Here is a 25,831-nt window from a genome sequence, read left to right as displayed (position 1 = left end):
GGAGTGGATACTCTCACTTACATGGGCTCGTTCTGGATTTGACAGGGTGGCGCTGAGTATGTAAGCATGCAGTGCGTTGTACGGAGAGCACTTAAAAGATAACGTTCAAACAATAATTGGCGAAAATAACTACGCCTTAGCTGCCTAATTTAGAATTAGCTAGCTTTTGTCCCTCTAACTGCTGCGTTGTTAGGTTAGAACCAGGGGCATCGAAATAACGACGCTGGCTACTGTGCGGTGCGAGACAGTAGTGAGAACAAAGCATCTAAGGTGAAAGGCAAGGTCGGTTTCCAGCCCGCCTGATCCCGACAACAGATTGGAAAATAAGCATGTAGAAGGCATAATTTATCACACAACTGGACAAGGGTTCGACTCCCTTCGGGTCCACCGCTAACTAATTAAGGAGTGGTTTAAAGTTTAACTTTACCGCTCCTTTGTTGTTTAAAGGCAGATTTTATAGTATGGGTTCACAATACACCACATATAGCATCATAGAAAACGAACACGACTATAAACACCGGCTCTAAAAATCATTTACATTATGCCTTAAAAATAAGACGGCATGCTCAATAAAAAGCTTAGTAGTGAAAGCGTCCTCGCCGCCTATAAATAGGTAATCTTTAGATAATAACTACAATATGAGTAGAGGGTTGGTATATCCTTGCTATATCCTTGATATATCCTTGGTGTATCCATTAGATATATCAACGATATGTGAAATATATGTCAACCATATGTTAATTATCTATTTATTATCTACTTATTTCGGAGTAAATATCTCTTCATAGGCCATGAAGTAGGAATGTTTATCAGACCATTACTGAAATTCCTGCCTTTATAAGAAACTTCTTTCGCTGATGTGCTGTCAGGAAACTTTAGATCTGCTCCACAGAATTTCTGAGCATCCAGCCTGCATTTCCATTGGCTAATTCTACATGAATCCAGTCGCCATCCTCCCCTTTAATCTTCACTTTTGTACCCTCATGGATCACGAACAAGGTCTTTTGAGATTCGGCCGGTGCGGCTTTGATGTTAACCACCCCTTTAAAAACGATGGCATGGCGACCAGCATTCAGGGCGGCCGACTGTGCACCGGCTAAGGAGAAGAAAATGATTCCGACCAGAACGAGTGCTATCCCACCATAAAAACCACCTTTCCTGAGCTCTATACGGCTGGCAAACAAATACACCAGCAGCAAAGCAAAGCCTGTAAGCACACATAGCACAGTCCAAACGGCAAAAGCATCTGCTGAGGCTGCAAATACCACACGCTTATACCACGTGTACAGGAAAAACTCAGGTACAGGTGTAATCCGGTCTTTCACCCTCGCATTGGCCAGATAAAGGTTATGCTCTATTTCGGCGTCGCCCGGAGAAAGCTTGTATGCTTTTTCATAATACAAAATCGCCTTAGGAATTTCATCAAGTTTGTAATACGCATTACCCAGGTTCATATAGAGGTCGGCCGACAAATACCCGGCATCTGCCAGTCGCTGGTACGACTGTGCCGCGGCTGAAAACTGCTGTTTGCCATATTGCTTATTTCCAGCCTTAAACAAGGAATCCGCATCAAGCTGCCCGTTTGAAAAAAAAGGGTATGCAAGCAGCAAAACCAAATACAACAACTTTATTTTCATGCCTTATGCTCTATTTCAGTAATTACGTCCTGTGCCTTGTCCAGCATTTCCTGATCGGTAACCGCTGTCACCGGCGCATATCTGGCCATCTCACATTGCTCAAGGGTAGCGTCTAACCGGGCTATGAGCGACTCGTCCAGTCCGCGGGCGCTTAGCGCCTGACTTATGTTTTCTCGGTTAAGTTCCGCGTACGGGATGTTCAGCTTATCACTCAGGTAACCGTACAGTCCGCGGTAGACAGCCTCATAGAAAGCTGAACGGTTGCCTTCCTGCATTTGCTTCCTGGCATTCGCTAAATGTTTGGCGGCCAATTTATTTGCTTTACGGCTTTTTACCAAAACCAAATCCTTGTTACGCTCCCGGTCGGCCCTTCGGTAAAAGATAGCGGCTATAAAAGCGAGAGGTCCGAGCGCAAGCAAAGCATAAAAACCAAACGATCCGTAAAACCCTTCATCGCCACGTTTAAGTTTCACATCACCGGTACGTATGTAAGCTATGTCTTTAGACAGCAGCCGCACGTCTTCCTTACCGTCAGGCCCGAAAGCCGTAATACCCGATCCCGGATCGCCTTTGGCGACCTTCACCGGAAAAGCCGTCCCCGTCAGCGTAACATACTTCCTGGTCTCAGGATTAAAATACGAGAACTGAGGGGCATCTATGGTAAAATCACCCTGGTGCCGTGGAATCAGGAGATAAGAAAATTCCCGCGCTCCAGAAACGCCGTTGGCACTGATATCGATATTGTCGGATACTTTAGGGTCATACTTCTCAATCTCCGGAGCCAAAGTCAATTCAGGCGCACGCAGCAGTTTCAGGTTGCCCGAACCTGTGACTTTGAAGGTGTAATTCAATGCCTCGTTGGCCTTCACCGCCTGCTTGTCGAGCACCGTATGTATGGTAAACTTGCCCACCGCCCCCTGAAAACCCTGAGGCTTCCCTGCTTCAGGCAGGGGCTTTACCTGTATGCTTACTGGTGGACTTTTCACTTTATATTTTACATCCCGGTGGGCACCGCCAAAGAACTGTTCGAAAGGATCGTTGGAGGGCACCTGCTGGCGTACAAGGAAATCCATTTCCATGGGGTCGAGGGTCAGCTTTCCGGAACGCTCGGGAAACAGAACGATCTGCCGGAGTACCGCCACATGATATCGACGGCCATTATGGTTTTCGACCACCCAGCGTACATTAGGGTCGTTGCTTTTTACCTCCTGGCTCCAGAAACCATTGAAATCCGGCATCTTACCGGGCTGATTATCCACCAGCTCTATATTGGTGTAGAGCTTATAACTTACCGTGATCTGCTCGCCCTGGTACACATTCGTCTTATCGGCCACGGCACGCATAAACAGCCGTTTAGATAAATCTTCGTCACTTGTCTCTCCAACTGGCTCCTGTGCCCGGCCTTGTGCACCTGGGGCAGGTTGCGGAACGGATTGGCCCTTCACCACCCTGACCTTGAGCGGGGAACTCTGATATTTCTTACCCTCAGATACCATCGTTGCCGCTCCAATCGTAAAGGCCCCAACCTGCCGGGCCATCAGCACGTAGCTGATTGACATACTTGAAGTCACACGCCCGTTGATGGAACTAAAGCTGGACGACTGATTGGGGCCTCCCAAAACCTCAAATCCGCGGAAATCAGGCGGACTGAAAGATTCAATGTTCCCGCTGGTCGAAAACACTACCTCAAACCGCTCGCCGGTACCTACCGGATTTGAGCTCACCGAAGCGGTAAGTCTGGCCGACTGCCCATAACCTGCCACATAAAGCGTCAGCAGCATCAAAACAGCGGTCAGCCTGAACATATACAATCTACATTGCCCTAAACAACCTCTCATGTCTACCAATCTTTTGTAATGCGCCCCTTCACTGGCTGAGCTTTCTTTTTCTTCAGCTTGTCCTGGGTATTTTTCTCTTCGTTCTTCAGAGCCTCCAGCATCCGCTCCGCATCTTCTTTCGACAACTGATCAGGTTTAGGCTGCCCGCCCTCTGGCTGATCCTGCTTATCCTTTTTATCTTGCTTGTCCTTGTCCTGATTCTTATCCTGGTCTTTGTTATCCTTGCCGTCTTTGTCCTTCTTATCCTTGTCCTGCTGATCCTTGTTCTGGTCCTTCTTGTCCTTATCCTTATTTTTGTCCTTGTCTTTGTTCTTATCCTTGTTCTGTTGCTGCTGCTTCAGCTTTTCCATGGCATACGCAAGGTTGTACCGGGTTTCGTCATCTTTCGGGTTGCTGAGCAGGGCCTTCTTATAAGCCGCTATACTTTCCTCAAGCTTGTTCGATTCCAGCAGAGCATTACCCAGGTTATGATAGGCCTTTGCACGCAAGGCCTTGTCGTCCGTTGAACCCGCAAGCTCGCTGAACTTCTGAGCCGCATCATCCAGTTTTTTCTGTTTGTACAGCGCATTGCCTAAATTGAAATTGCCCGCCGTCGAACCCTTTGAGCGCTCCACCGAAGTCCGGTACTGCGCCTCAGCCTCATCATAGCGCTTCTGCTCGTAAAGCTTGTTGCCCTCACGGATATATTTCTTCTCCTGCTGCGCAAAAGCAGACGTTCCGTAAGCCCATAATCCAAGTACCAATATCACTGTTCTCATCACCATCATTATTCAAATAAACTCCATCCAGCCAGTTTCAAATTCTTGCGCAGTGAGATGAAAAACTCCGCCATAAGCAAGACGAGCGCCGCCAGCAGAAAGATCTGGAAGCGGTCCTCATAATCGCGAAACACTTTAGTATCGTAACTCTTCTTCTCCATCTTATTTACCTGTTCCATGATCAGGGGCAGACCACTGTTCGCGTTAGACGCCCGCACATAAACGCCGTTGCCGGCCACGGCAATATCCCTGCACATCTCTTCATTAAGCTTCGTCATCACCGTCTGTCCCTGCTCATCTTTCCGGAAGCCCACCGGGTTGCCGTCGCGGTATACCGGTATAGGCGAACCCTCAGGCGTCCCCAGGCCAACCACATGAACAGTCACATCTTTGCTTCTTGCCCGCTCCGCAGCAGCCATGGCGTCATCCTCATGATTTTCCCCGTCCGTCATCACAATCATCGCCTTAGCCGTTCCACTCACAAAATTGAAAGATTTCATCGCCATATCTATGGCCGTTCCTATGGCCGTACCCTGGGTAGGCACCATATCTGTACTGATGTTGTTCAAAAACAATTTGGCTGCCGAATGATCCGTGGTGATGGGCAACTGAACATAGGCCTGCCCGGCGAACACAATAATACCGACCCGGTCGTTCTGCAGGTTATCGATCATCTGTGCGATCGCCCTTTTAGCGCTTTCCAGGCGACTAGGCGATAAGTCGCCCGCCAGCATACTGTTAGATACATCCAGCAGGATCATCACGTCAGCCCCGTTGCGTTTGCCCTCTTCCATCTTCGTACCCATCTGCGGATTTGCGAGCGCCACTACCAGCGCGGTAAAAGCCGCGATAAAGAACACGAATTTGATCACCGGCCTGCTGAACGACACCTCCGGAATCACCTTCCGTACCGTATCCCGATTGCCCAGTTTGTCGAGCGCCTTCCTTTTCCAGCGCATCATGAACAGGAAGATCAGAATGAGTACCGGCACAGCTGCCAAACCCCATAAAAATGCGATATGTTCAAAACGTACCATTGCTTAAGTCAACGCCCCCTTAAAAATTGTATTCCTTAATAAAAACTCAGCCAGCAGCAGCACCGCAGCAATCAACGCCCAGGGCAAAAAACGCTCGGTCTTCTGGTGATACTGCGTCACCGCGATCTTGGCACGCTCCAGCTTATCGATCTGCGCATAGATCGCCTTCAGCGCTTCATTGTTTGTTGCCCTGAAATACTGCCCACCAGTTGTACTCGCAATCTTTTTCATGGTAGGCTCATCAATGGTCACCGGAATACGCTGGTACTGGGTACCGAAAGCCGTTTTAAAAGGATATGGCGCGTAGCCCCTTGTTCCCACGCCAACCGTATACACACGCACACCCATTTTTTTAGCAATCTCCGCAGCCATCAGCGGTGGTATAGATCCGGTCGTATTAGAACCATCTGTCAGCAATATAACCACCTTGCTCTTTGCCTCACTCTCTTTCAAGCGGTTGACCGCCGTAGCGAGTCCCATACCGATCGCGGTCCCATCTTCGATCATCCCGTTGCTGACATCCTGAAACAGATTCACCAGTACCTCGTGGTCTATCGTCAGCGGACACTGCGTAAAACTCTCTCCGCTGAACACCACCAGACCGATACGGTCGCTGGGCCGGTCCTTTATAAAGTCAATCGCGATCTGCTTACCAGCCTCAAGGCGATTAGGCTTCAGGTCTTCCGACAGCATACTCCCCGAAATATCTGTAGCAATGACAATATCAATACCTTCCGTTACGGAGTCCTGCCAGCTCATGGGCGACTGCGGTCTGGCCAACGCCACCACCATAGCGGCCACAGCCAGCGCCCGCAGCACAATGCCATAATGCCTCAGGTACCGGTACGAACCCTGCCCGGCCTTAGCAAAACCTGAGAGGGCCGACATACGCAGGGTACCTTGCAACTGCCGGTTTTTCCATATATACCAGCCGATCATCAGCGGGACGAGCAGCAACAGCCAGAACATGACCGGGTCGGCAAACTCAATACCTTCAAACCAACTCATTGCACCTTTCCTCCTGTTTTATCTGCGGCTTCCGATCCGGTAGCACGTACAAAGGCGATGGCCTCAGCCAAACGCAGGTCGTTCTCTCCCGGTGCCGGGACAGCCTTGGCAAACTTCACCAGGTCGGCCTCTGAAAGGATCTGTCCGAGCGCTGCACGATCGGCAGCCGAAAGACCACCATCAACTTTTTCAAGTCCCTTCAGCGCATTCAGGATTTCATCTGTGGTATGCTCCTGTGCAGAAATCCGGAACCGTCTTTCCAGGTATATTTTCAATATTTCCGTCAGATCGCTGTAATAGGCTTTTACCTGCCCCTGCTGCCATAACTTCTTCGCATTCAGTTCATCGAGTTTTTGAAGAGCCTCTACATGAGCTGCGAGTACGGGTTCCTGCGGCACAGGCTTCTCTGCCGGTTTGCGTCGCCTGAAATAATACCATAGCAAGCCCAGCAGCAGAACAAGCAGCAATCCGGCACCAACTAAAACCTTGTTGTCCGACAACCAGTCGAGAAACGTGTATGATACCCCCAGCGGCTGCTTGATATCAAATATCGCCTTGGTTGTATCTACCTGCACCGACGTCACCTGCAATGGAAGCGGGTCGGTCGTGTACGTTTTACCATCTGCCTCAAAAGTAAAGCCCGGCACCTGATGCAGACCCGGCTCAAATGAGGTGATGGTATAGGCCTGTTCTATGCGGATAAGATCCTGGCCATTCTTTAGATCACTGGTATCTGCTTTGCCAGCAGCCGCAATCAGGATCTTACTGCTTATGGTATCGGTCAGCGCCGGAAGCGACACCCTTTTTCCCCGCACTACCTCGGCGCTCAGGCGCAGCACCGTCTGGTCGCCCAAGGCAATTACCCCGGTATCCAGCACAGCGGCCACCCTCACATCCTGGGCACTGGCGGCGAGGCCCAACACACAGCAAACTATGCTTAAAGTCAATCGGATAAATCTCTTCATACTACCTCTTAGCCCCCCGTTTTTTAAACAACGCCATCAGCGGCTTCACATACGACTCATGTGTGCCGATCCTGGCAAAATCAACCCCCGAACGCTTAAAAACATTTTCCAGGCGACCATTACGTTCCAGCGCTGCCGCCTTAAAGGCTTGTCTCACTTTTTTATCAGAGGTATTCACCCAGGCTACCTCACCCGTCTCCTCATCCTGCATCGGAATCAGTCCCAGGTCCGGAAAATTCTCCTCATGGAGGTCGAACAACCTCAACGCTACCAGATCGTGTTTCTTATTGGCGATCTTAAGTTCATTCTCAAAAGAAGCACTCATAAAATCAGAGATAAGGAACGCAGTACTGCGTTTCTTGATCGCCCCCGTAAAATACCTCAGGGCCATAGCCAGGTCCGTCCCCTTCGCCTCCGGCTTAAAATTGATCAGCTCGCGAATGATCATCAGAATATGCGTACGGCCTTTTTTAGGCGGAATAAACTTCTCGACACGGTCGCTGAAAAACAGCACGCCCACCTTATCATTATTCTGGATGGCGGAAAACGCCAGCACCGCACAAAGCTCTGTAGCCAGCTCCTGCTTCTGCTGGTTCTGGGTCCCGAAGTTCTTAGAACCGCTCACGTCCACCAGCAGCATCACGGTCATTTCCCGCTCTTCGTTAAACACCTTAACGTACGGATGGTTAAAACGTGCGGTCACGTTCCAGTCTATCGTCCTGATCTCGTCGCCGCTCTGGTATTCCCTCACTTCGTTGAAGGCCATACCGCGACCTTTAAACGCGGAATGGTATTCACCAGAAAAGATCTGGTTGCTTAGTCCGCGTGTTTTTATCTCTATTTTCCTGACCTTCTTTAAAAGCTCTTTGGTATCCATGCTTATGGAACTTCTATCGCATTCAGTATTCCGGTGATGATCTTCTCTGTCGTCATATCCTCGGCCTCCGCCTCGTAGGTCAGCCCGATACGGTGGCGTAACACGTCATGACACACTGCACGTACGTCTTCCGGGATCACATATCCACGCCTTTTAATAAAAGCATAAGCTTTGGCGGCCATGGCCAGATTGATCGAAGCGCGTGGCGATGCACCAAAGCTGATCAGGTTTTTATATTCCGTAAGTTTATATTGCTCAGGGAAACGTGTAGCGAACACAATATCTATGATGTATTGTTCAATCTTCTCGTCCATATACACATCCTTCACGACTTTTCTTGCACGCAGGATTTCATCCGGATGTACCACCTTATTGGGCACCGGCATACCCTGAGGCGCTATATTGGCACGCATAATGCGCTTTTCATCCTCCTTTTTCGGGTAGTCGATCACCACCTTGAGCATAAAGCGGTCTACCTGCGCCTCTGGAAGCGGATAAGTTCCCTCCTGCTCCACCGGGTTTTGCGTAGCCAGCACCAGGAAAGGCTCGGGCAGGCGGTATGTCTCATCGCCGATGGTTACCTGTCTCTCCTGCATAGCCTCCAGCAATGCACTCTGCACCTTGGCAGGCGCGCGGTTGATCTCATCTGCCAGCACGAAATTCGAGAACAGCGGTCCTTTGCGCACAATGAACTCCTCCTTCTTCTGATTATAGATCATCGTACCCAGCACGTCTGCAGGGAGCAGGTCGGGCGTAAATTGCACCCGGCTGAACCCGGCGTCTATAGTCTTAGCCAGCGTGTTGATGGCCAGTGTCTTAGCTAAACCGGGTACGCCTTCCAGCAAGATATGCCCGTTGGCCAGCAGGCCGATCAGCAAGCGTTCCACCATATAGCGCTGGCCAACAATTACCTTGTCCATTTCCATTAAGAGCAGATCAATGAATTCGCTTTCCTTGCGGATCATCTCATTAAGCATGCGGATGTCCGTTCCGTATGTCTGATCCGCTGGTGTTGTATTGATAACTTCTTCCATGTTGTGCCTTTAATTTTGGTGGCGAAAATTAGAAAATGTGCTTTTTTTTCGCAAACCGAATCCGGTTCACGAATGTTAAAATTTGTTAAAAAAGCGAGTCTATCGGATGTCCACCGGAATCATACTGCTGTTCCTTGGTCCGTTAAAAGGCTCCGTCCGCAACGAAAGTACGAGCTTATATTTACCCGGGCTCGCCGGTCCTTTAAGGATAACCACCAGCCTTTCGGATGCTCCCGAAGCCATGTCAAGTCCATCGATATGTCCAAATACCGGTTTGAAATCGCCCATCACTCCATCTTTTTTAAAACCATATTCCAGGTAACTATTCCACTTCTGCCCATCGTTGCTTAATGAAACAGCGTATGGATAAGGATTTGTGACGCTCAGTTCGACCACCTTATCGGCACCCGCCTTCCAATCGCCCGGCAAACTATCACATTGAATGGCTAGCTTCTGATAAGACCGGATAGTGTCGACCACCGAACCATAAAACACCCCCTTGCTTGTCTGAATGGTATCCTCAGCGCTTTCGCCCCTGCTGTATGGTGTTACCACGTAGGCCGACCGGCCCTGAAGGTTTTCCTCCATCGGCCACAGATCGTACTGATTCTTACGGTAGTTCCGTGAGTTATAAGCTGTGGCATTCGTACTGCGGTTATAATAATTATACCAGGAAGGTATCTGAAAAGAGTCAAAGAATATCACGGGGCTTGTACCCGCATGAGCCTGAACTTCCTTAGCCCAGCTAGCATTTCCAAAATAATATGCCAGGGGCTTAAACTTCATAAAACCCTCTACCGGGACGATCAGCGCAAGCCTCACCAATCCGATCAGCACAATATTCGCTATGGCCAGCTTTTCAAACCAGGCCGGAAGCTGTCGCCCCGCCAGCTGTATGTAGGCCAGCATAAACAGGCAGAGTAAAGCAGGAAGTGTCCAGTGCGCCTCAACCCGGCCTTTCAGGGTGCTGACCAAGAAGAACAGAAACAAGCCATAGCAATTAAACTGCAGCGCCCTGGTAAAGTCATCCGTACTTTTCAGTCGCACCGCCGCGGCGTAGATAAACCAGCCCACCAGCGGACCGGCCAGTGCAAGCTGCGCAAGAAGATACTCAGACGTGAAACTGAAACGATACACATCCGCTGAACGGTCGATGAAATGATAATAATAGGACGGGTAACCATGCTGCACCTGCCAAAGAATATGGGGTAGGTAACAAAGCAGGGCCACCAGCACGATTCCCCAGAACGAAGGTCTCCGTAATATCCGGTAATTGGCCAGAATGGTGAAAAACAAGACCAGGATCCCATGATATTTGCTGTAAAGCATCGCGGCCACAATAACTGCCAGAACCACGGCCAGCATCCAGCTGTCGCGCTTAAGATAGCGCTGGTACACGTAGAAGAACAGGATGGTAAAAAAGAAAAGCGGTGAATCTGGCGTCGTGATAAAGCCATAGACATGGAACAGCACCACAGAGGCAAAAAGACATACAAACAGCCTTGCATTGCTGCCATACTGCTTCAGGATCAGCCAAAGCAGGTATACAGAGAATGTGCTGCTGATCACCGTGAGTAATCGTAATCCCAGCTCCGAATGTATCAGCGCATCACCTGCTTTAATAAACACGGCCACCATCGGCGGATGGTCAAAATAACCCCAGTCCATAAACCTGGAATACATCCAATAATAGGCCTCATCTGCGTGCAGCTCCACAAAGGCCGCCTGCAGCAGGTTAACAATAGTCCATATCGCCAGAAAAGCAAACAGCAGCCGGTTAGTCCTGATCATCCGGTAAATGTATATAAATAGTTCGCAAAGAAGTTCCAGAAGGAAACTGCAACAACCGCACAGCCCTTAGCCATATAAAAGTTCCATTTCAGACGATCGTGAAGCAGGTAGATCAGGATATTCCCGAGTGCCAGTCCGACCAGCGAAATCAGGAAAAACTTTCCAAACTGGGCAATGTACGCCGGGTCCTGATTATGAAAAGTCCAGGATCGGTTCAGCAGGTAATTGGTGCCTGTGGCCACCAAAAACCCAAAGGAAGAGGAAACATACTTCTGGACCCGGAGTTTTTCTTTAAGCAGGTAAGTCACCCCAAAATCCACGATCAGCCCAGAAAACCCTACGATTCCGAACTTGAAGAACTTGAAGAAGAAAGTCTGGTTAAATTCCACAACAGAAAATGACAGGCATGGTGATTTACTTTCAACAAAACTAATATAAATAACAGGAAACTTAACGGCATTTTACTATTTTTACCCTAAAAACCAACATTGTTCAATCTCTTCCATTACCAGACGCCATCTCCCTATTATGACAGCTTCCGGAAGGCCTACGGGTATCGCAACGTGCGACAGATCAGAAATCTGTGCCTGTTCCTGATATGCGTGGCAGGATCTGCGCGGATCGCATCGTTTTTCTACCTGGAAGAACTGAGCAGCATGCCGAATTTCCATGAGTATAGCCTGAGCAACTGGGTGCAGATCTGCGGGTCGGCAATCTTTGCGGTTATATGCGGTCAAGCCCTGAAGCGCAGCACATGGACACCGATGAAAAGAGATTTTTTTACTTCGTTATATTGCCTCTTTCTGCTGAGCACAACCTTCAGTGTAAGCTATATTGTGTCCCTGCACAGCGTTAAAAACACCTTAACCGTCTTCCTGATCGGCATCGTACTTACCAGTGTCTTTTTTGCGCTCAGTCTGCGGCAAAGCATTTTTCTTACGCTTTACATTGTGCTGCTATTCATTGTCGCCAGCCCGCCGCATGATGTGCAGGAGGCATTCATGACCGTCATCGCCGGCATTATCCTGGCCTCGGTTTTCTTCGTATGCAGCCGCTACGGCTACTATTTTAAGTCGGTACACTATATACAACTCCGGCAACTCCGGGAAAAGAACAAGGAAATACAAAACTTAAGTCACCAGAAAGGGGAAATCCTGGCCTTTGTGGCGCACGACCTCCGCGCGCCGATCAATAACATCGAGGCGCTCAGCAGCATACTCATCAATGAGCAGAAAGAGGGCGGACGCACACCGGCACAAATGATCTTTAACTCCGCGGTGCATGCAAAAAATATCATTAACGACCTGGTGGAGGTAGCACAGAAGGTAAAGAAGCCCCTGGAACTTGAGCAGGTAGACCTTGTACCTTTTTTAACGAACCTGTGTACGGCCTGGCAGACCAACACCGACGGGCGCAATGAGATCCGGTTGCTTACTGCCAGCAAGCGCGTTTTTGCACAGATCAACCAATCCAAGTTTGCGAGGGTAATAGACAACCTTATCGGGAACGGGTTGAAGTTCTCACCGCTGAACAGTCCTATCCACGTTAAATTGGAAACTTCAGTCGACACCTGCACCATATGTGTTCAGGACTTCGGCATCGGCATCCCGGAACATCTCCATGATAACCTGTTCGACCAGTTTTCCAAGTCAGGGCGCACCGGACTGAAAGGGGAGAAATCTATCGGACTGGGCTTGCATATTTCCCGGTCAATCATAGAACAGCACGGCGGCAAAATAACTGTCGAGAGCAGGGAAAACGAGGGAAGCAAATTCATTATAAGCCTAAACCTGGCCCCGGCAGGCTAGTTCAGCCGGTACTTCTCATTGCTGATCTTCACCACGTTTGACGTAAAGATGATGCCGACGATCAGGATACCGATGACAATCGCCAGCGCGATCTGCAAAACCGAATACACCTTGGTGCCCGATACAATGAATTCCGAATCATGCATCAGCTCCAGACCCACCGCTTTCTGTATGCCCATTAAGGCCGATAAACGATTGAAGGTGAGATCGGCCGACGGCCGGCCCACGTGTTCATAAATATGTCGTGCACCCGCAAAATCGGCCCGGTTAACCAGCGTAAGCATATTGTTTTCCACCTGGCGGTTGGCATAAATCTGCTGCCGCAACTCCTGCAACAAACTTTTTTCCTGCTTCACCAGGTATGTTTTCTCATACTTTCTGATCAGCGAGTCGATAATCATATTATAACGCGCAAGTTCCTTCTTAAATCCCGCCTTGTCGAGCGCATTAACTTTATTATATAACGCCGCCTCAAACAGGGATTTCTTCGCATTGGCGTTTTCCGCCAGATAGAACAGATCGGCCGCCGGGATAAGTCTGTCGGAATACATAGACACGAACGCCTCGTTCATACTCCTGACACTCTTGTCTTCCAGTATCCTGATCAGAATGGTACAAGCCATCACGGCAAATAACAGCGTAGCCACCCGTATTTTCTTATTTATAGAAAAAGCAAAATTCATGTTGTTCCGTTTTACTTAACTCAATACGACTCCTCTTCTACCGACGTGAACAGGTGCGAGGCAAAATTTACGAAAAATAATTCGCTTTTAGCACGGGTAACGGCGGTATAAAGCCAGCGAAGGAATTCAGTATCGACCATATCGTCCGTCAGATAGCCCTGATCTACGAACACGGCCTCCCACTGACCGCCCTGCGCCTTGTGACACGTCACGGCATAAGAAAACTTAATCTGGAGCGCGTTGTAATACGGATCTTCTTTTATCGCCTTAAAACGCAGGCGCTTGTCGGCGATATGCCCGTAATCCTCATTCAGCTCTTCAAACATCCTGTTGCTTTGTTCGCGCGACAAATTCGGGGTCTCTGCCGTGAGGGTATCCAGTATCACCTTGCAGGTTATGCTTCCCGCAGCAGGGAAATCCGGGAATTCGAGCATTACCTCACAAAAGCGTAAACCATAGCGCTCCTCAGCCCCGCGCACACGGATCACCCTGGCCATGTCACCATTGGCAATAAAGGCAGCCGATTCATTGTCGGGCAGCCAGAAGTAATTGTTTTTGACCACCATGATCTGATCCCCGCCGGTCAGTTCCTCCTCACGGTAAAGCAGGCGGGCCCTGATCTGCTGGTTATAGGTGTTGGCCGACTTATTCGAGCGGCAAACGATCAGCGTATTTTCCAGTCCGAACTTGCTGTAGGCATATTCCAGTCCCTCCACCAGCTTCAGACCAGTCATCCGGAATACATCCTTATAGCCTTTGGTCACGAACTTCGGAAGCGGCGTAGCCGCCCCACCGCTTTCCGTATCGCTGTCTTTGATAATCATCTTGCGCAGCTTTGTCGCATTGGCCAGTATCCCCGAACGCTTTCCCTGTCGCACCACCTCTCTGAGCTCTACCATGTGGGCCTGCAGACCAAAGCCGTGGGCCAGGTGATCGGGATTCAAAGCCGGACTGTCGACGCTGCCTACCGGGGGCAACTGTGCCGTATCGCCCACCATAATCACCCCGCAGTTTTTCCCGTTGTACACAAACTCCATTAGGTCCTTCAGCAGCGAAGATCCCGTGTGTGCGTTCCAGTCGTCGGCTATCATGGAAGCTTCATCCACAATAAATACCGTATGTTCGGCCAGGTTGGGCGCCAGTTGAAAGGTCATCTCCGGCGACACCGCCGAGCGCTTCCGGTATATCTTCTTATGTATGGTAAGTGCGGTGCGGCCCGTATATGTGCCCATGACCTTGGCGGCGCGACCAGTCGGAGCCAGCAGCACCGGCCTGAGGGCAAACTGTCGCAGCACCTTCACCAGCGCGGCCACCGAAGTGGTCTTGCCCGTTCCGGCATAGCCGCGCAAAACGAAGCACTGCCGGTCTAGAGGACGCGAGAGGAACGCGGCCATTGCCCGGCAAAACTCCATTTGCTGGTCAGTAGGCTTGAATTCGTATGCCTGAGCAATGATACTGGCTTTGTCCATTTAGTTTTTGGATGGTAATCTTATAGAAAAAACGATTAGTTTTGTCTACATGAACAGCAAAAATAGCATATTATTACTTGATCCAGGTTTCGGTGAGCACCATGCTGAAAACTGCAGTCTGCTCATCAGGCTGACGGCCGACAGTCTATCTTATGCTATTGTTGACGAAGAGGCTGGCAGACTTATAGCGCTGTATGATGAGCAGGAGTGTCAGGAAACGGACCTCAGACTGGCAGATTTGCTGGAAAAAGACGAAAAACTTAAACTGGCCTTCAAAGAAACCCGTGTCTCCGTTCATACCCCAAATACCATCTCCGTGCCCGATGAGCTGTATAGCCAGCATGAGGCGGAGGCCTTTACGAAGTTCTTTCCGGAACAGCCTGGCAGGAGACTTTACACCCGGCCCGCGTCGGCATTTGGCTTTACCACCGTGTATGCTTTACCTCCACTGGCTGAACGTGTACTAGAACGTATTCCTGGTGGCAGCATGGCGTACGATCATTTGAGTCCGTTGCTGGCCCTGGTGCAAAAACAGCGCGATGAGCAGTTTATCATGCTCGATTTTACTGCCGGGTCCTTTTACGCCAGCTTTGTTAAGGGCGGCCAACTCATCTTCCAGGGCGGTTTTGAAATCGCGAACAGCGAAGAGTTCAATTACTATCTGCTGTTGCTCCGGCAGCAACTGGCTATCGACGCCAATGCCACCGTTTACCTTAGCGGTATCATTAATGACGACGACGCCAATCATCAGTGCTTAAAAAAATACTTTGACACGATCACATTCCAAGCGGCCGAGCATAGCGAGCTCAACCTGGAGCTACTGCTGGACATGCCTTTACATTATTATACCAGCCTGCTGGCGCTCCGGTTATGCGAATCATAGGTGGTAAATTAAAGGGACTGCGTTTCAATGCCCCGGGCAACCTGCCGGTAAGGCCAACGACCGATATGGCTAAAGAAGCGCTTTTCAACATCCTGTACAATGACTACGATTTTGAAGCATGCAAAGTGCTCGATCTGTTTTGCGGCACCGGCAATATCAGCATAGAATTCGCATCCAGAGGTGCGGCGCATGTCAGGGCGGTCGACAAACACCCGGGCTGTGTGAACTGGGTAAAGTCGGTCGCAACTCAGCACGAACTTCAACAAATCAGCGTGGAGAAGGCAGATGTGTTTAAGTTTATTCAAAACCATAGCGACAGCTATCAGATCATTTTTGCCGATCCGCCATACGACCTTCCCAGCATCCCTGATATTCCTGAACTGGTGTTACAGCGAGGCCTGCTGGCCGAAAACGGGACCTTAATTGTAGAACATCCCTCTTTCCTGAAGCTGGCAGGTAAACCCGGCTACAGTGAAACACGGAAATACGGCAACTCATCCTTCAGCTTCTTTACCTCAGAGATATGAAAACTGCACTTTTCCCTGGCTCCTTCGATCCGATCACCATCGCGCATGTCGACATCCTCAAGCGGGCTTTGCCTTTGTTCGACAAGATCGTGATCGGCATAGGGCTCAACAGTTCAAAACAGGGCTTTCTACCTGCCGCAACAAGAAAAGACATTGTGGACAGCGTTTTTTCCGCATATCCGGGCGTAGAGGTACAGCTTTATGAGGGGCTCACCGTCGATTTCTGCCGGAAGATTAAGGCGCAGTACATGGTCAGGGGCATCCGCTCGGTGGCCGACTTTGAGTATGAAAAAGCCATTGCCCACATCAATCAGACCATGATGCCTGAGGTGGAGACCATCCTGCTGTTAAGCAAACCGGAATATTCCTCCGTAAGCTCAACGATCGTCCGTGATATCCTGCGTAACAATGGCGACGTAAGCATGTTCCTCCCGCCAGAGGCCTTACCTTTCCTCTAAGCACCGTTACAAGCGGCTTATACCAGCAATCCAGCTTCGTCCAGAACCTGCTTTATAGAAGGATACGTATTCTTCAGCACCGGCTTCAGTTCAAGCCTGTCGAGCCACACCGCTTTGGTGATGTCTTCTTCCAGCTGAGGGGTAAGCTCCGGTTCGCCCTTTACGGTCATGGCGTACCAGTTTGTCTTTTTCAGCACCGGCTTGCCGTGCAACGAATACACATGATAGGTCTTACAGATCTTACCGTCGTTGCTGGCTATGGTTACGCCGCACTCCTCCTCCACTTCACGTACCGCAGCATGCTTCATTTTTTCCCCTTTTTCGGTCTTACCCTTAGGCAAATCCCACTTCTTGTGGCGGAAAATAAACAGATAATCATCGTTGCCATTTCTGACCAGTCCGCCCGCCGCCTTAATCAGCTCCATGCCTTTTCTGATCTTTTTAAACACGGCTTTCGGATCAGGGCTCAGCAAAACATATTCGGCCCCAGAGAGCTTGTTTACATTTTTATAGAATGTTGGGAAATCAAAATCCTGTATGTCAAGTTGTTGTATTTTCGCCGAATGCGCTGGCATCAAATCTGTTATAAACAGAGTATTATCGTTGATATAAATTCTGTAATTTTGGACCATGTATAATAAAAGTGATATTGAATTAAAGGTAGCTGAATTTTTATTACAAATTAAAGCAATAAAGTTACAACCTAATAATCCATTTACCTGGGCATCGGGTTGGAAATCGCCAATTTATTGTGACAACAGGATCACGCTTTCTCACCCCTCTGTAAGAACATACATCAGGCAGAAACTTAGCCAGCTTATACAGGAAGAGTTCGGTTCAGTAGATCTGATTGCGGGTGTAGCCACAGCGGGAATCCCTCAGGGCGCACTGGTAGCCCAGGAACTGGGATTGCCTTTTGCCTATGTAAGGGCTAAAGCCAAAGAACATGGTACCGGCAGCTTAATTGAAGGAGAGATCGTGGAAGGACAGCGTGTTGTGGTTATTGAAGACCTCATCTCTACCGGGAAGAGCAGTCTGCAGGCTGTTGAAGCACTGCGAAACGCCGGACTATCGGTAGCCGGACTGGTTGCCATCTTTACCTACGGCTTTGACCAGGCTGATGAGAACTTTAAAGAAGCGAAATGCCGCTACGCTACCTTGTCGAATTACAATGCACTGATTGAATACGCCGCAGAACATAGCTTCATTGGTACCAATGAAGTGGACCTGCTGACCAAATGGCGTCGTAACCCCGCAACCTGGGGCAAAGAAGAAGAACAACAATTAAGTTAATAAAGCCTATGACCATTATAGAAAGTACCACCGACATCAACAAGCCGGTTAGCACGGTTTACGCGTTCCTGTCCGACATGAATAACCACAAACAGCTGATGCCGGAAAATATTTACAATTGGTCATCCACGGAAGACGAGGCTAGTTTTACCATCCAAAACATGGCGAAGCTTGCCATCCGCATCACCAGCCGCATAGAAAACAAGGAACTGATCGCGCTGCCTACAGAGAAACCTCCCTTTGACGTGGAACTGAAATGGACGGTTACCGAAAATGGCAATGGCGGAACGCTGGCCAAGTTAACCATTGTCGCCGATCTGAACATGATGATGAAAATGCTTGCTTCAGGTCCACTGCAAAAGCTTACCGATCACCAGACAAGCCAGCTGAAAGCTACCCTCGACGCTCCATCTGCCTCATAACAAAGAAGAAACCCGGCGCCGCGATCAACAGCGTAATGGAAGTGCCCCACCACAGGACTTCAAAGCCATACGCGGCAGCGATACCGGTACCGATAAGCGGTGAGCCTATATGACCCAGCGAAAACGATAATGCGTTGAGCGCCATATAAGCTCCGCGCTTTTTTATGGACGACCGTTTTAAGGTCACCGTAGCCATAAAAGGCATTGCCAAAATCTCAGCGATACAAAGCACAAACATGGAGAAATAAAGCACAGGCACGCCCTGTACCAGGTTAAGAATAAGGAAAGACAGGGCACAGAGCACGGTTCCGGCAACAATAACTGTCCTGGCGCTGAACCTGCGCTCGGCAATGTGCACCATTAGCATTTCCAAAGAAAACACCACCACCCCGCTAAATGCCAGAATGATCCCGATCTCCTTTTCGGAAAGGCTATACACCTCGCGATAGTATAAGGGCAATGTATTGAGCAGCTGTAAAAAGCAGACGGCAAACACGCAGCACAGGAGACTAAACAACAGATAAGGTACATCTCGGTAAGGCGACCTGTCCGGCATCAAATCACCTTTGGCCTCCTCTGCTTCTCGCTTTTTTGAAGAAGCGCTACCCTTCAGGTTTCTGAAATAAACGAAGAACAGCAAGGCAGAACTGAAAGCCGCAATTGCATTGCCATAAAACAGAAAGCTGTACGAAATAGCCGCAAGGAAACCGCCCAGCGCCGGACCAATAGAAAAACCCAGGTTCATCGCCATCCTGTTGAGCGAAAAGGAGCGCACCACATTTTCCGGTCGCGAGTAATAAGCCACAGCCACCGAGTTGGCAGGCCGGAAAGTTTCGGAAAACAGACTTAGCGTAAAAATTCCCAAAGCAAGAGACAGAACGGTCTCCAGTTGAGGCAGCACGATGAACATCGGAACAGTGAGGCACAGGCTGATCAGTTGAACACGGAAGTGACCCGCCTTGTCGGTGAGCCAGCCACCAAAAAAATTCCCCGTAACCGCACCCAAACCAAAGCAACTCAATACAATACCCGTATCGCGTAAATTGAAATGGAGATGGTTTACCATGTACAAACCCAAAAATGGCACCACCATCGCGCCCGTCCTGTTGATCAGCATGACGAGTGTCAGCATCCAGGAAGCGGCAGAAAGCCCACGGTAGGCGTCCAGGTACAATTTCACAAGTTCTTTCATTGGGTTACATCGTCGGGCCTGCAAATATAGCTAAATAAAAAAGCACAGCGGCCACCCGGCCAGCTGTGCTTCATGCAGGCTTTATAGCCTGTACCCTACCTAACCGTATCTTGTTTTATCGCGGCATACTCTTGCGTGGCGATCATCATTTCCGGCGCTTTGCGGATGGTTTTTTGCGCTACAAGGTTGTCCAGTTTAACATTCTTCATATTGCCCGCTACCAGGGTGTGCTGACCGGCAGTACCGCTCATCTTCAACACTGCGTCTTCTTTCACTACAGTATACAGATCGCCGGTGATCGCGCTTACTTTAACCTTGGCATTCTGGCTTGCAAATACCTGCAAAAAGTCAACATTAATGTTATTGCTGCTCACTACCACCGCGCTTCCTGCAGCCTCAATGCGGTGCAGATCTTTTACCGCAACCCGGATCGTAACCTGCGAGCTCTCCATAGTGTTGATGTACAAGGTCTGTCCTTTGCTTAGCACCGATGTTTTATCCGGATTGAAAGTCTCGTCGACAAACACGCCTTCTTTTTCACTCTGGCTCAGGATGATCTTTACGTTTCCTGCTACCCATATTTTGTTAAAACTACGGGCAGTGTTGATGCTGTGTGTCGTGTTGGCCGCAAAAGTGGTAGCCATCGAAGAGGCACTTACCATCAGGGTGAATAATCCGGCGAATAATGTTTTAGTAATTGTTTTCATGTCTTTATTGTTTAAATGTTTTTCCGTTATTTTTGTAGTTAAGACGACGGGCACATCGAAACGTTTCAGCCATTTTTTGCGGAATATACCATTGCAATGGAGTTGCCGACCAACGCCCGGATTTTCTCGACCAACGCCCGTAACATGAATGCCCTTTAAACCTACCTGGGTGAATGCTGGCTCACACTTCGTTCACACCTTGTTCACAATTAAGCCACAATAGGGTACCTTTTTGTGAAGGAAATGTGTCTGATGTGTGTTTTATGTGAGGGAATGCCCCCCAATAGGGTACTACTTGGTAGCGGCGAGAACCAGCCATAAAGTCAGCCAAAATCAATCTAAACGGACATTTTTTCCGAAAACACACAGAAAACCTGCATGGCATTTCCTTTGTTTAACCCTTGCCATGAACTTCAATAATTTCACAATTAAAGCACAGGAAGCCGTTCAACAGGCTTCTGAAATAGCCCAGGGCAATCAGCAACAGGCTATTGAGACAGCGCACCTGTTAAAGGGTTTGCTTACTGTTGATGAGAACGTGGTTTCTTATGTATTGAAGAAACTTAACGTAAATCTTAATGTGGTCAACCAGCACCTGGACACACAGATCCAGAAATTCCCGAAAGTGACGGGCAGCGGCCCATACCTTACCTCGGGCAGCAACTCGGCTTTGCAGAAGGCGCAGACTTTCCTGAAAGAATTTAAAGACGAGTTCGTGTCGGTAGAACACCTCTTGCTGGGTTTGTTTGCCGTAAACGACAATACTTCCAAGATACTTAAAGACCAGGGCGTTAACGAAAAAGACCTGAAAGCGGCCATTACGGCGCTTCGGGGCGATAGCCGGGTGACCGACCAGAACGCTGAGGCGACCTATAACGCACTGAGTAAATATGCGCGCAACCTGAACGAATTTGCCGAGTCGGGTAAACTGGACCCGGTGATCGGTCGCGATGAGGAGATCAGGCGCGTGATCCAGATTCTTTCGAGACGTACCAAGAACAACCCGATCCTGATCGGTGAACCGGGTGTTGGTAAAACGGCCATTGCCGAGGGTATCGCCTTCAGAATCATCAAAGGCGATGTTCCGTCAAACCTGAAAAGCAAGGTAGTGTACTCGCTCGATATGGGTGCGCTGATTGCCGGGGCCAAATACAAAGGCGAGTTTGAAGAGCGATTGAAAGCCGTGGTGAAAGAGGTGACACAGAGCGACGGGGAGATCATCCTGTTTATCGACGAAATACATACCCTTGTTGGTGCCGGCGGTGGCGAGGGCGCTATGGATGCAGCCAATATCTTAAAGCCTGCCCTGGCGCGCGGCGAACTAAGGGCCATTGGTGCCACTACGCTCGATGAATATCAGAAATATCTGGAAAAAGACAAGGCGCTTGAACGCCGTTTCCAGAAAGTGATGGTAGACGAGCCGGATACCCAGGACGCGATCTCTATTTTAAGGGGACTGAAAGAGCGCTATGAAACCCACCATAAGGTACGTATAAAAGACGAGGCCATTATTGCCGCGGTAGAGATGTCGCAGCGCTATATAGCCGACCGCTTTTTGCCGGATAAGGCGATTGACCTGATGGATGAGGCGGCTTCTAAACTGCGCCTGGAAATGGACAGCGTGCCGGAAAAGGTAGATGAACTGAACCGCCGCATCATGCAGCTGGAGATTGAACGCGAGGCCATTAAGCGGGAAAACGATAAGAATAAGGTGCAATCGCTTACCGAAGAAATCGCTAACCTATCGGCCGAACGTGACGAGATCAAAGCGAAATGGCAGGGCGAAAAGGATATGGTCGACAACATCAATACCGAGCTGAAGCAGATCGAAAACTTTAAACTGGAAGCTGAACAGGCCGAGCGGGCGGGCGACTATGGTAAGGTTGCCGAACTTCGCTATGGCAAGATCAAGGCCTCGCAGGATAAGGTAGACCAGCTCAAAGCGGAACTGGAAGCCTTGCAGAAAGAAAGCCGCATGCTGAAAGAGGAAGTAACCGCCGATGATATTGCAGGTGTGGTTGGGCGGTGGACAGGCATTCCGGTGACCAAGCTTGTTTCCAGCGAACGCGAGAAACTGCTGAACCTCGAAAATGAACTGCACAAACGCGTGGCTGGTCAGCACGAAGCCATAGAGGCCATTTCTGATGCCATACGACGTTCGAGAGCGGGCTTGCAGGACAAGCGCAAGCCTATCGGCTCGTTTATTTTCCTCGGTACAACAGGTGTGGGTAAAACCGAGCTGGCGAAAGCACTGGCTGAGTTCCTGTTCAACGACGAGAATGCCATGACCAGGATAGATATGAGCGAGTACCAGGAGCGCCATGCGGTGTCGCGCTTAATTGGGGCGCCTCCGGGATATGTTGGCTACGACGAAGGTGGTCAGCTTACTGAGGCCGTACGCCGCAAGCCTTACTCAGTGGTGCTGCTCGATGAGATCGAAAAGGCACATCCGGATGTGTTCAACATCCTGCTGCAGGTGCTCGACGACGGGCGGCTTACGGATAACAAGGGCCGGGTGGTGAATTTCAAAAACACGATCATCATTATGACGTCCAACATTGGTTCGCACCTCATCCAGGAGAACTTTAAATCGCTCGACGAGGAAAATCACGATGCGGTGCTGGCCAAGACCAAGAATGAGCTCTTTGAGTTACTGAAACAGACCATCAGGCCGGAATTCCTGAACAGGATAGACGAGCTGATCATGTTTACGCCGCTCAACAGGACCGAGCTGCGCGACATTGTAGCGCTGCAGTTCAGGCAGGTACAGGATACCCTGGCAGAAATGGGCATAAGCCTGGAGGCTTCCAACGAGGCGCTCGACTGGCTGGCAGAACTGGGCTACGATCCGCAGTTTGGTGCACGTCCGCTGAAGCGGGTGATCCAGAAACGCATCCTGAACGAGCTTTCCAAGGAGATCCTTGCCGGGACGGTAAATAAGGACAGCAAGATCAAACTCGACATGTTCGATCACAAGTTTGTCTTCCTGAACACAGAAGAACCGGAGCACATGGCGTAATGCCATGGGCTTCGGCTCCTTTCATGCTTTTTGGAGAGAAAATATTCTGTTTAAGCTTTTAAAGAAATACCTAAATAAACTTGATTCGCTAAGAACTTTTTCCCGCTTCGTTTGTTATAGAGGCATATCACGTACTTTATCATGAAAATTGCTTATATATCGACCTACCCGCCGCGCGAATGTGGCATTGCAACCTTCAACAATAACCTCTTAAAAGCTATAGGCCAATATAAAAACACTGTTTCGGAAGACAGCTTTGTGGTCGCCATGAACGACAGCGACAACCTTAACGAATACGAATATCCATCTGAAGTTAAATATGTAATCCGTCAGGAAAACCAAAAGGATTACATCCGGGCGGCCGATTTCATCAATACCGGTCTGGCCGATGTATGTATACTTGAACATGAATACGGTATCTTCGGCGGTGAGAACGGGGTGTATATCCTGCCCTTTATTGCGCGCTTGCAAAAGCCGCTGATCACGATCTTCCATACTGTGTTGAAAGATCCGGATTATATGCAGCTGACCGTTCTCCGGGAAATTGCACGGCACTCTTCGCGCATCGTGGTGATGAGTCACAGAGCAGTGGGCTTCCTGACTAGCATTTACGGGATTCCTTTCGATAAAATACAGCTGATTGAGCATGGTGTGCCTGATCTTGAACCTAAGGCCAACAACCCGGTCAAAAACCTGATTGCCTTTAAAGACCGGAAAGTGCTGTTCACTTTTGGTCTGCTAAGCCGGAACAAGGGACTGGAAACGGTTATCGAGGCGCTACCAAAAATAGTGGAAAAGAACCCTGATGTGATGTATGTGGTTCTGGGCGCAACGCACCCCGGGGTTATCCGGAGTTCGGGTGAAGAGTATCGCGACAGCCTGAAACGTCTGGCCCGTAAATTAAATGTCGAAAACAACATCACCTTTATCAATAAGTTTGTCTCAGAGGAAGATCTGCACGACTACCTGACGGCATGCGACATGTACATCACGCCTTACCTGAATGAGGCGCAAATCACCAGCGGAACGCTTTCGTATGCCGTAGGTGCTGGTGCCGCTGTAGTGTCCACACCGTACTGGCATGCCCAGGAACTGCTGGCTGATCATCGCGGAAGGCTGTTCGACTTTAAAGATGCGGACGGGCTGGCCAATATTGTGAATGAGCTGTTTGCCGACCGGGAAAAACTGCAGCAGATGAAAGCGGATGCTTTTGAATATGGCCTGCATATCCGCTGGCCGCGCATCGGCGAAGTGTTTGTAGATGTGCTGGATGAGGCGATCGACAAATTCCTCTCGGAGCGTGAGAACGGCGGCAAGCCGATCATCGATCCGGATATGATGCCGGCGTTCAGTCTGGCGCATATTCAGCGGCTTACCGACGATACTGGTATTGTACAGCATGCGAAATACGGCATCCCCAACCTCAAGGAGGGGTATTGCCTCGACGATAACGCCCGGGCGCTGATCTTAACGATCCTGGCCTACCAGCAGAACAAGAGCCGGGCAGCGCTCGACCTGCTGCCGATCTACCTCAGCTACATTCAGTACATGCAGTGCGATGATGGCAACTTCAGGAACTTCCTGAGCTTTAAGCGGGAATACCTGGATGAGGTAGGTTCAGAAGATTCTTTTGGTCGTACGATATGGGCCCTGGGCTATCTGATCAATAATGCGCCCAACAATTCCTATCGTGAGTTTGCCTCAGAACTGTTCCTGAAATCGGTACCTCACTTTAAAAACCTGGTACACCTGCGCGGTATTGCCAATACCATGATCGGACTGATGCATTTCCTGAAATCCCACCCGTACGACGGCCATATCCGCGAGCAGATCGACCAGTTGGCGGTACCCTTAAAGAATGCTTATAAGAACAACAAACAGGGCCATTGGCACTGGTTTGAGGAGAAGCTGACCTACGATAATGCCATCCTGCCGCTTGCGCTGCTGTGCCATTATGAGGTTACGGAAGATAAGGAGTCGATGGACATTGCCCTGGAAAGTATGGAGTACCTGACTCAGAAAACGCTGATCAACGGTTACCTAAACCCTGTTGGCAACGATGGCTGGCTGTACAGGGACAATGGCGAAATGGCGATATACGACCAGCAGGCCATTGAAACCATGGCCATGGTGCTGATGTATTTCAAGGCCTACGAGATTACGCACGACCTGGCTTATATCAAGCAGATGTATCTGTCTTATCAGTGGTTCCTGGGTGAGAACAGTCTGCACCTGCCGCTGTACGACCATGAAACCAAGGGTTGCGGCGACGGTTTACAGCCGCACGGCATTAACCGGAATCAGGGTGCTGAAAGTACGCTGGCTTACTGGATATCGCACCTTACTGTGCTTAAGGCGCTGGAGTTCGAATACGAGTTTATTCAGAGCAGCGACCTGGTTGCTGCCCAGAAGCAGGCTTTTTAAC

At 49.6% G+C, this 25,831-nt stretch carries 23 protein-coding genes and 1 other RNA gene; 9 read left to right on the top strand and 15 right to left on the bottom strand.

What is annotated here, in order from left to right; all coding sequences use genetic code 11:
* Positions 1-23: 23 nt before the first annotated feature.
* Positions 24-390, top strand: a transfer-messenger RNA (tmRNA) gene (gene ssrA, locus J3P40_RS08010).
* Positions 391-875: 485 nt separating this feature from the next.
* Here the strand turns inward: ssrA and J3P40_RS08005 are convergent.
* From J3P40_RS08005 to J3P40_RS07960, 10 genes are all read right to left on the bottom strand, one after another.
* Entirely contained in the window at positions 876-1,637 is a 762-nt protein-coding gene (locus tag J3P40_RS08005) for an SH3 domain-containing protein (protein WP_256004397.1), read from the bottom strand.
* Entirely contained in the window at positions 1,634-3,442 is a 1,809-nt protein-coding gene (locus J3P40_RS08000; RefSeq protein WP_256004396.1) for a BatD family protein, read from the bottom strand. The genes J3P40_RS08005 and J3P40_RS08000 overlap by 4 nt, the downstream gene beginning before the upstream one ends.
* A 35-nt stretch (positions 3,443-3,477) precedes the next feature.
* The gene (locus J3P40_RS07995; RefSeq protein WP_256004395.1) at positions 3,478-4,233 is read right to left on the bottom strand and encodes a tetratricopeptide repeat protein; all 756 of its coding nucleotides are present in this window, start codon (positions 4,231-4,233) and stop codon (positions 3,478-3,480) included.
* Between the two features lie 8 nt (positions 4,234-4,241).
* Positions 4,242-5,270: a vWA domain-containing protein gene (locus tag J3P40_RS07990; RefSeq protein WP_256004394.1), complete on the bottom strand. Its 1,029-nt coding sequence runs from the start codon at positions 5,268-5,270 to the stop codon at positions 4,242-4,244.
* A gap of 3 nt (positions 5,271-5,273) precedes the next feature.
* Positions 5,274-6,278, bottom strand: a complete 1,005-nt coding sequence (locus J3P40_RS07985; protein ID WP_256004393.1) for a vWA domain-containing protein — start codon at positions 6,276-6,278, stop codon at positions 5,274-5,276.
* Complete coding sequence (locus J3P40_RS07980) at positions 6,275-7,243, bottom strand: BatD family protein (protein ID WP_256004392.1); 969 nt, start codon at positions 7,241-7,243, stop codon at positions 6,275-6,277. The genes J3P40_RS07985 and J3P40_RS07980 overlap by 4 nt, the downstream gene beginning before the upstream one ends.
* Before the next feature lies 1 nt (position 7,244).
* The gene (locus J3P40_RS07975; RefSeq protein WP_256004391.1) at positions 7,245-8,120 is read right to left on the bottom strand and encodes a DUF58 domain-containing protein; all 876 of its coding nucleotides are present in this window, start codon (positions 8,118-8,120) and stop codon (positions 7,245-7,247) included.
* Positions 8,121-8,122: 2 nt separating this feature from the next.
* Positions 8,123-9,154 (bottom strand): AAA family ATPase, encoded by a 1,032-nt coding sequence (locus J3P40_RS07970; RefSeq protein WP_256004390.1) that lies wholly within the window; start codon positions 9,152-9,154, stop codon positions 8,123-8,125.
* Positions 9,155-9,253: 99 nt separating this feature from the next.
* Entirely contained in the window at positions 9,254-10,945 is a 1,692-nt protein-coding gene (locus J3P40_RS07965; protein WP_256004389.1) for an ArnT family glycosyltransferase, read from the bottom strand.
* Positions 10,942-11,334, bottom strand: a complete 393-nt coding sequence (locus tag J3P40_RS07960; RefSeq protein WP_256004388.1) for a GtrA family protein — start codon at positions 11,332-11,334, stop codon at positions 10,942-10,944. Before J3P40_RS07960 ends, J3P40_RS07965 begins: the two co-directional genes overlap by 4 nt.
* 99 nt (positions 11,335-11,433) lie before the next feature.
* On the opposite strand from J3P40_RS07960, the gene J3P40_RS07955 reads away from it, so the two are divergent.
* Positions 11,434-12,753 carry a sensor histidine kinase gene (locus tag J3P40_RS07955; RefSeq protein ID WP_256004387.1) on the top strand — a complete coding sequence of 440 codons (1,320 nt, stop codon included), beginning with the start codon at positions 11,434-11,436 and terminating at the stop codon, positions 12,751-12,753.
* Here the strand turns inward: J3P40_RS07955 and J3P40_RS07950 are convergent.
* Positions 12,750-13,436, bottom strand: coding sequence for an MCP four helix bundle domain-containing protein (locus tag J3P40_RS07950; RefSeq protein WP_256004386.1), 687 nt, complete (start codon positions 13,434-13,436; stop codon positions 12,750-12,752). The two genes, J3P40_RS07955 and J3P40_RS07950, sit on opposite strands and share 4 nt — an antisense overlap.
* Before the next feature lie 20 nt (positions 13,437-13,456).
* Entirely contained in the window at positions 13,457-14,905 is a 1,449-nt protein-coding gene (locus tag J3P40_RS07945) for an ATP-dependent DNA helicase (RefSeq protein ID WP_256004385.1), read from the bottom strand.
* Between the two features lie 49 nt (positions 14,906-14,954).
* Here J3P40_RS07945 and J3P40_RS07940 point away from each other — a divergent pair, with 49 nt between their 5' ends.
* Genes J3P40_RS07940 through coaD form a run of 3 tightly spaced genes read left to right on the top strand, consistent with a single transcriptional unit; the run spans position 14,955 to position 16,773 of the window.
* The gene (locus J3P40_RS07940; protein ID WP_256004384.1) at positions 14,955-15,788 is read left to right on the top strand and encodes a DUF3822 family protein; all 834 of its coding nucleotides are present in this window, start codon (positions 14,955-14,957) and stop codon (positions 15,786-15,788) included.
* Complete coding sequence (locus J3P40_RS07935; RefSeq protein ID WP_256004383.1) at positions 15,776-16,315, top strand: RsmD family RNA methyltransferase; 540 nt, start codon at positions 15,776-15,778, stop codon at positions 16,313-16,315. Before J3P40_RS07940 ends, J3P40_RS07935 begins: the two co-directional genes overlap by 13 nt.
* Positions 16,312-16,773: a pantetheine-phosphate adenylyltransferase gene (gene coaD, locus J3P40_RS07930; RefSeq protein WP_256004382.1), complete on the top strand. Its 462-nt coding sequence runs from the start codon at positions 16,312-16,314 to the stop codon at positions 16,771-16,773. The genes J3P40_RS07935 and coaD overlap by 4 nt, the downstream gene beginning before the upstream one ends.
* 17 nt (positions 16,774-16,790) lie before the next feature.
* Here the strand turns inward: coaD and J3P40_RS07925 are convergent, their stop codons facing one another.
* Positions 16,791-17,348, bottom strand: a complete 558-nt coding sequence (locus J3P40_RS07925; protein ID WP_256004381.1) for an NUDIX hydrolase — start codon at positions 17,346-17,348, stop codon at positions 16,791-16,793.
* Positions 17,349-17,403: 55 nt separating this feature from the next.
* On the opposite strand from J3P40_RS07925, the gene pyrE reads away from it, so the two are divergent.
* Together pyrE and J3P40_RS07915 are read left to right on the top strand one after the other, a co-directional pair.
* The gene (gene pyrE / locus J3P40_RS07920) at positions 17,404-18,066 is read left to right on the top strand and encodes an orotate phosphoribosyltransferase (RefSeq protein WP_256004380.1); all 663 of its coding nucleotides are present in this window, start codon (positions 17,404-17,406) and stop codon (positions 18,064-18,066) included.
* Between the two features lie 8 nt (positions 18,067-18,074).
* Positions 18,075-18,488: an SRPBCC family protein gene (locus tag J3P40_RS07915; protein ID WP_256004379.1), complete on the top strand. Its 414-nt coding sequence runs from the start codon at positions 18,075-18,077 to the stop codon at positions 18,486-18,488.
* Here J3P40_RS07915 and J3P40_RS07910 read toward each other — a convergent pair.
* Both J3P40_RS07910 and J3P40_RS07905 read right to left on the bottom strand, forming a co-directional pair.
* On the bottom strand, positions 18,460-19,680 hold the full coding sequence (locus tag J3P40_RS07910; RefSeq protein ID WP_256004377.1) for an MFS transporter: 1,221 nt from the start codon (positions 19,678-19,680) through the stop codon (positions 18,460-18,462). The two genes, J3P40_RS07915 and J3P40_RS07910, sit on opposite strands and share 29 nt — an antisense overlap.
* 95 nt (positions 19,681-19,775) lie before the next feature.
* Positions 19,776-20,387 carry a GIN domain-containing protein gene (locus tag J3P40_RS07905; RefSeq protein WP_256004376.1) on the bottom strand — a complete coding sequence of 204 codons (612 nt, stop codon included), beginning with the start codon at positions 20,385-20,387 and terminating at the stop codon, positions 19,776-19,778.
* 406 nt (positions 20,388-20,793) lie between these two features.
* Between J3P40_RS07905 and clpB the strand changes: the two genes are divergently transcribed.
* Positions 20,794-23,406, top strand: coding sequence for an ATP-dependent chaperone ClpB (clpB, locus tag J3P40_RS07900; RefSeq protein WP_256004375.1), 2,613 nt, complete (start codon positions 20,794-20,796; stop codon positions 23,404-23,406).
* Positions 23,407-23,547: 141 nt separating this feature from the next.
* Positions 23,548-25,830, top strand: coding sequence for a glycosyltransferase family 4 protein (locus J3P40_RS07895; protein WP_256004374.1), 2,283 nt, complete (start codon positions 23,548-23,550; stop codon positions 25,828-25,830).
* Position 25,831 lies beyond the last annotated feature (1 nt).

This window comes from Pedobacter deserti (genome assembly GCF_024436415.1).
Taxonomy (GTDB): Bacteria; Bacteroidota; Bacteroidia; order Sphingobacteriales; family Sphingobacteriaceae; genus Pedobacter; species Pedobacter faecalis.
The sequence above is the reverse complement of the archived record's forward strand: the minus strand, read 5'-3'. Positions and strand labels throughout refer to the sequence as shown.

Bases quoted from the DNA above. Each gene is read 5' to 3' on its own strand.
- pyrE (WP_256004380.1), top strand. From the start codon at position 17,404: ATGTATAATAAAAGTGATATTGAATTAAAGGTAGCTGAATTTTTATTA.
- J3P40_RS07995 (WP_256004395.1), bottom strand. From the start codon at position 4,233: ATGAGAACAGTGATATTGGTACTTGGATTATGGGCTTACGGAACGTCT.
- J3P40_RS07990 (WP_256004394.1), bottom strand. From the start codon at position 5,270: ATGGTACGTTTTGAACATATCGCATTTTTATGGGGTTTGGCAGCTGTG.
- J3P40_RS07910 (WP_256004377.1), bottom strand. From the start codon at position 19,680: ATGAAAGAACTTGTGAAATTGTACCTGGACGCCTACCGTGGGCTTTCT.
- clpB (WP_256004375.1), top strand. From the start codon at position 20,794: ATGAACTTCAATAATTTCACAATTAAAGCACAGGAAGCCGTTCAACAG.
- J3P40_RS07975 (WP_256004391.1), bottom strand. From the start codon at position 8,120: ATGGATACCAAAGAGCTTTTAAAGAAGGTCAGGAAAATAGAGATAAAA.
- J3P40_RS07980 (WP_256004392.1), bottom strand. From the start codon at position 7,243: ATGAAGAGATTTATCCGATTGACTTTAAGCATAGTTTGCTGTGTGTTG.
- J3P40_RS07895 (WP_256004374.1), top strand. From the start codon at position 23,548: ATGAAAATTGCTTATATATCGACCTACCCGCCGCGCGAATGTGGCATT.
- J3P40_RS07970 (WP_256004390.1), bottom strand. From the start codon at position 9,154: ATGGAAGAAGTTATCAATACAACACCAGCGGATCAGACATACGGAACG.
- J3P40_RS07925 (WP_256004381.1), bottom strand. From the start codon at position 17,348: ATGCCAGCGCATTCGGCGAAAATACAACAACTTGACATACAGGATTTT.
- J3P40_RS07945 (WP_256004385.1), bottom strand. From the start codon at position 14,905: ATGGACAAAGCCAGTATCATTGCTCAGGCATACGAATTCAAGCCTACT.
- J3P40_RS08000 (WP_256004396.1), bottom strand. From the start codon at position 3,442: ATGTTCAGGCTGACCGCTGTTTTGATGCTGCTGACGCTTTATGTGGCA.
- coaD (WP_256004382.1), top strand. From the start codon at position 16,312: ATGAAAACTGCACTTTTCCCTGGCTCCTTCGATCCGATCACCATCGCG.
- J3P40_RS07935 (WP_256004383.1), top strand. From the start codon at position 15,776: ATGCGAATCATAGGTGGTAAATTAAAGGGACTGCGTTTCAATGCCCCG.
- J3P40_RS07915 (WP_256004379.1), top strand. From the start codon at position 18,075: ATGACCATTATAGAAAGTACCACCGACATCAACAAGCCGGTTAGCACG.
- J3P40_RS07940 (WP_256004384.1), top strand. From the start codon at position 14,955: ATGAACAGCAAAAATAGCATATTATTACTTGATCCAGGTTTCGGTGAG.
- J3P40_RS07905 (WP_256004376.1), bottom strand. From the start codon at position 20,387: ATGAAAACAATTACTAAAACATTATTCGCCGGATTATTCACCCTGATG.
- J3P40_RS07965 (WP_256004389.1), bottom strand. From the start codon at position 10,945: ATGATCAGGACTAACCGGCTGCTGTTTGCTTTTCTGGCGATATGGACT.
- J3P40_RS07950 (WP_256004386.1), bottom strand. From the start codon at position 13,436: ATGAATTTTGCTTTTTCTATAAATAAGAAAATACGGGTGGCTACGCTG.
- J3P40_RS08005 (WP_256004397.1), bottom strand. From the start codon at position 1,637: ATGAAAATAAAGTTGTTGTATTTGGTTTTGCTGCTTGCATACCCTTTT.
- J3P40_RS07985 (WP_256004393.1), bottom strand. From the start codon at position 6,278: ATGAGTTGGTTTGAAGGTATTGAGTTTGCCGACCCGGTCATGTTCTGG.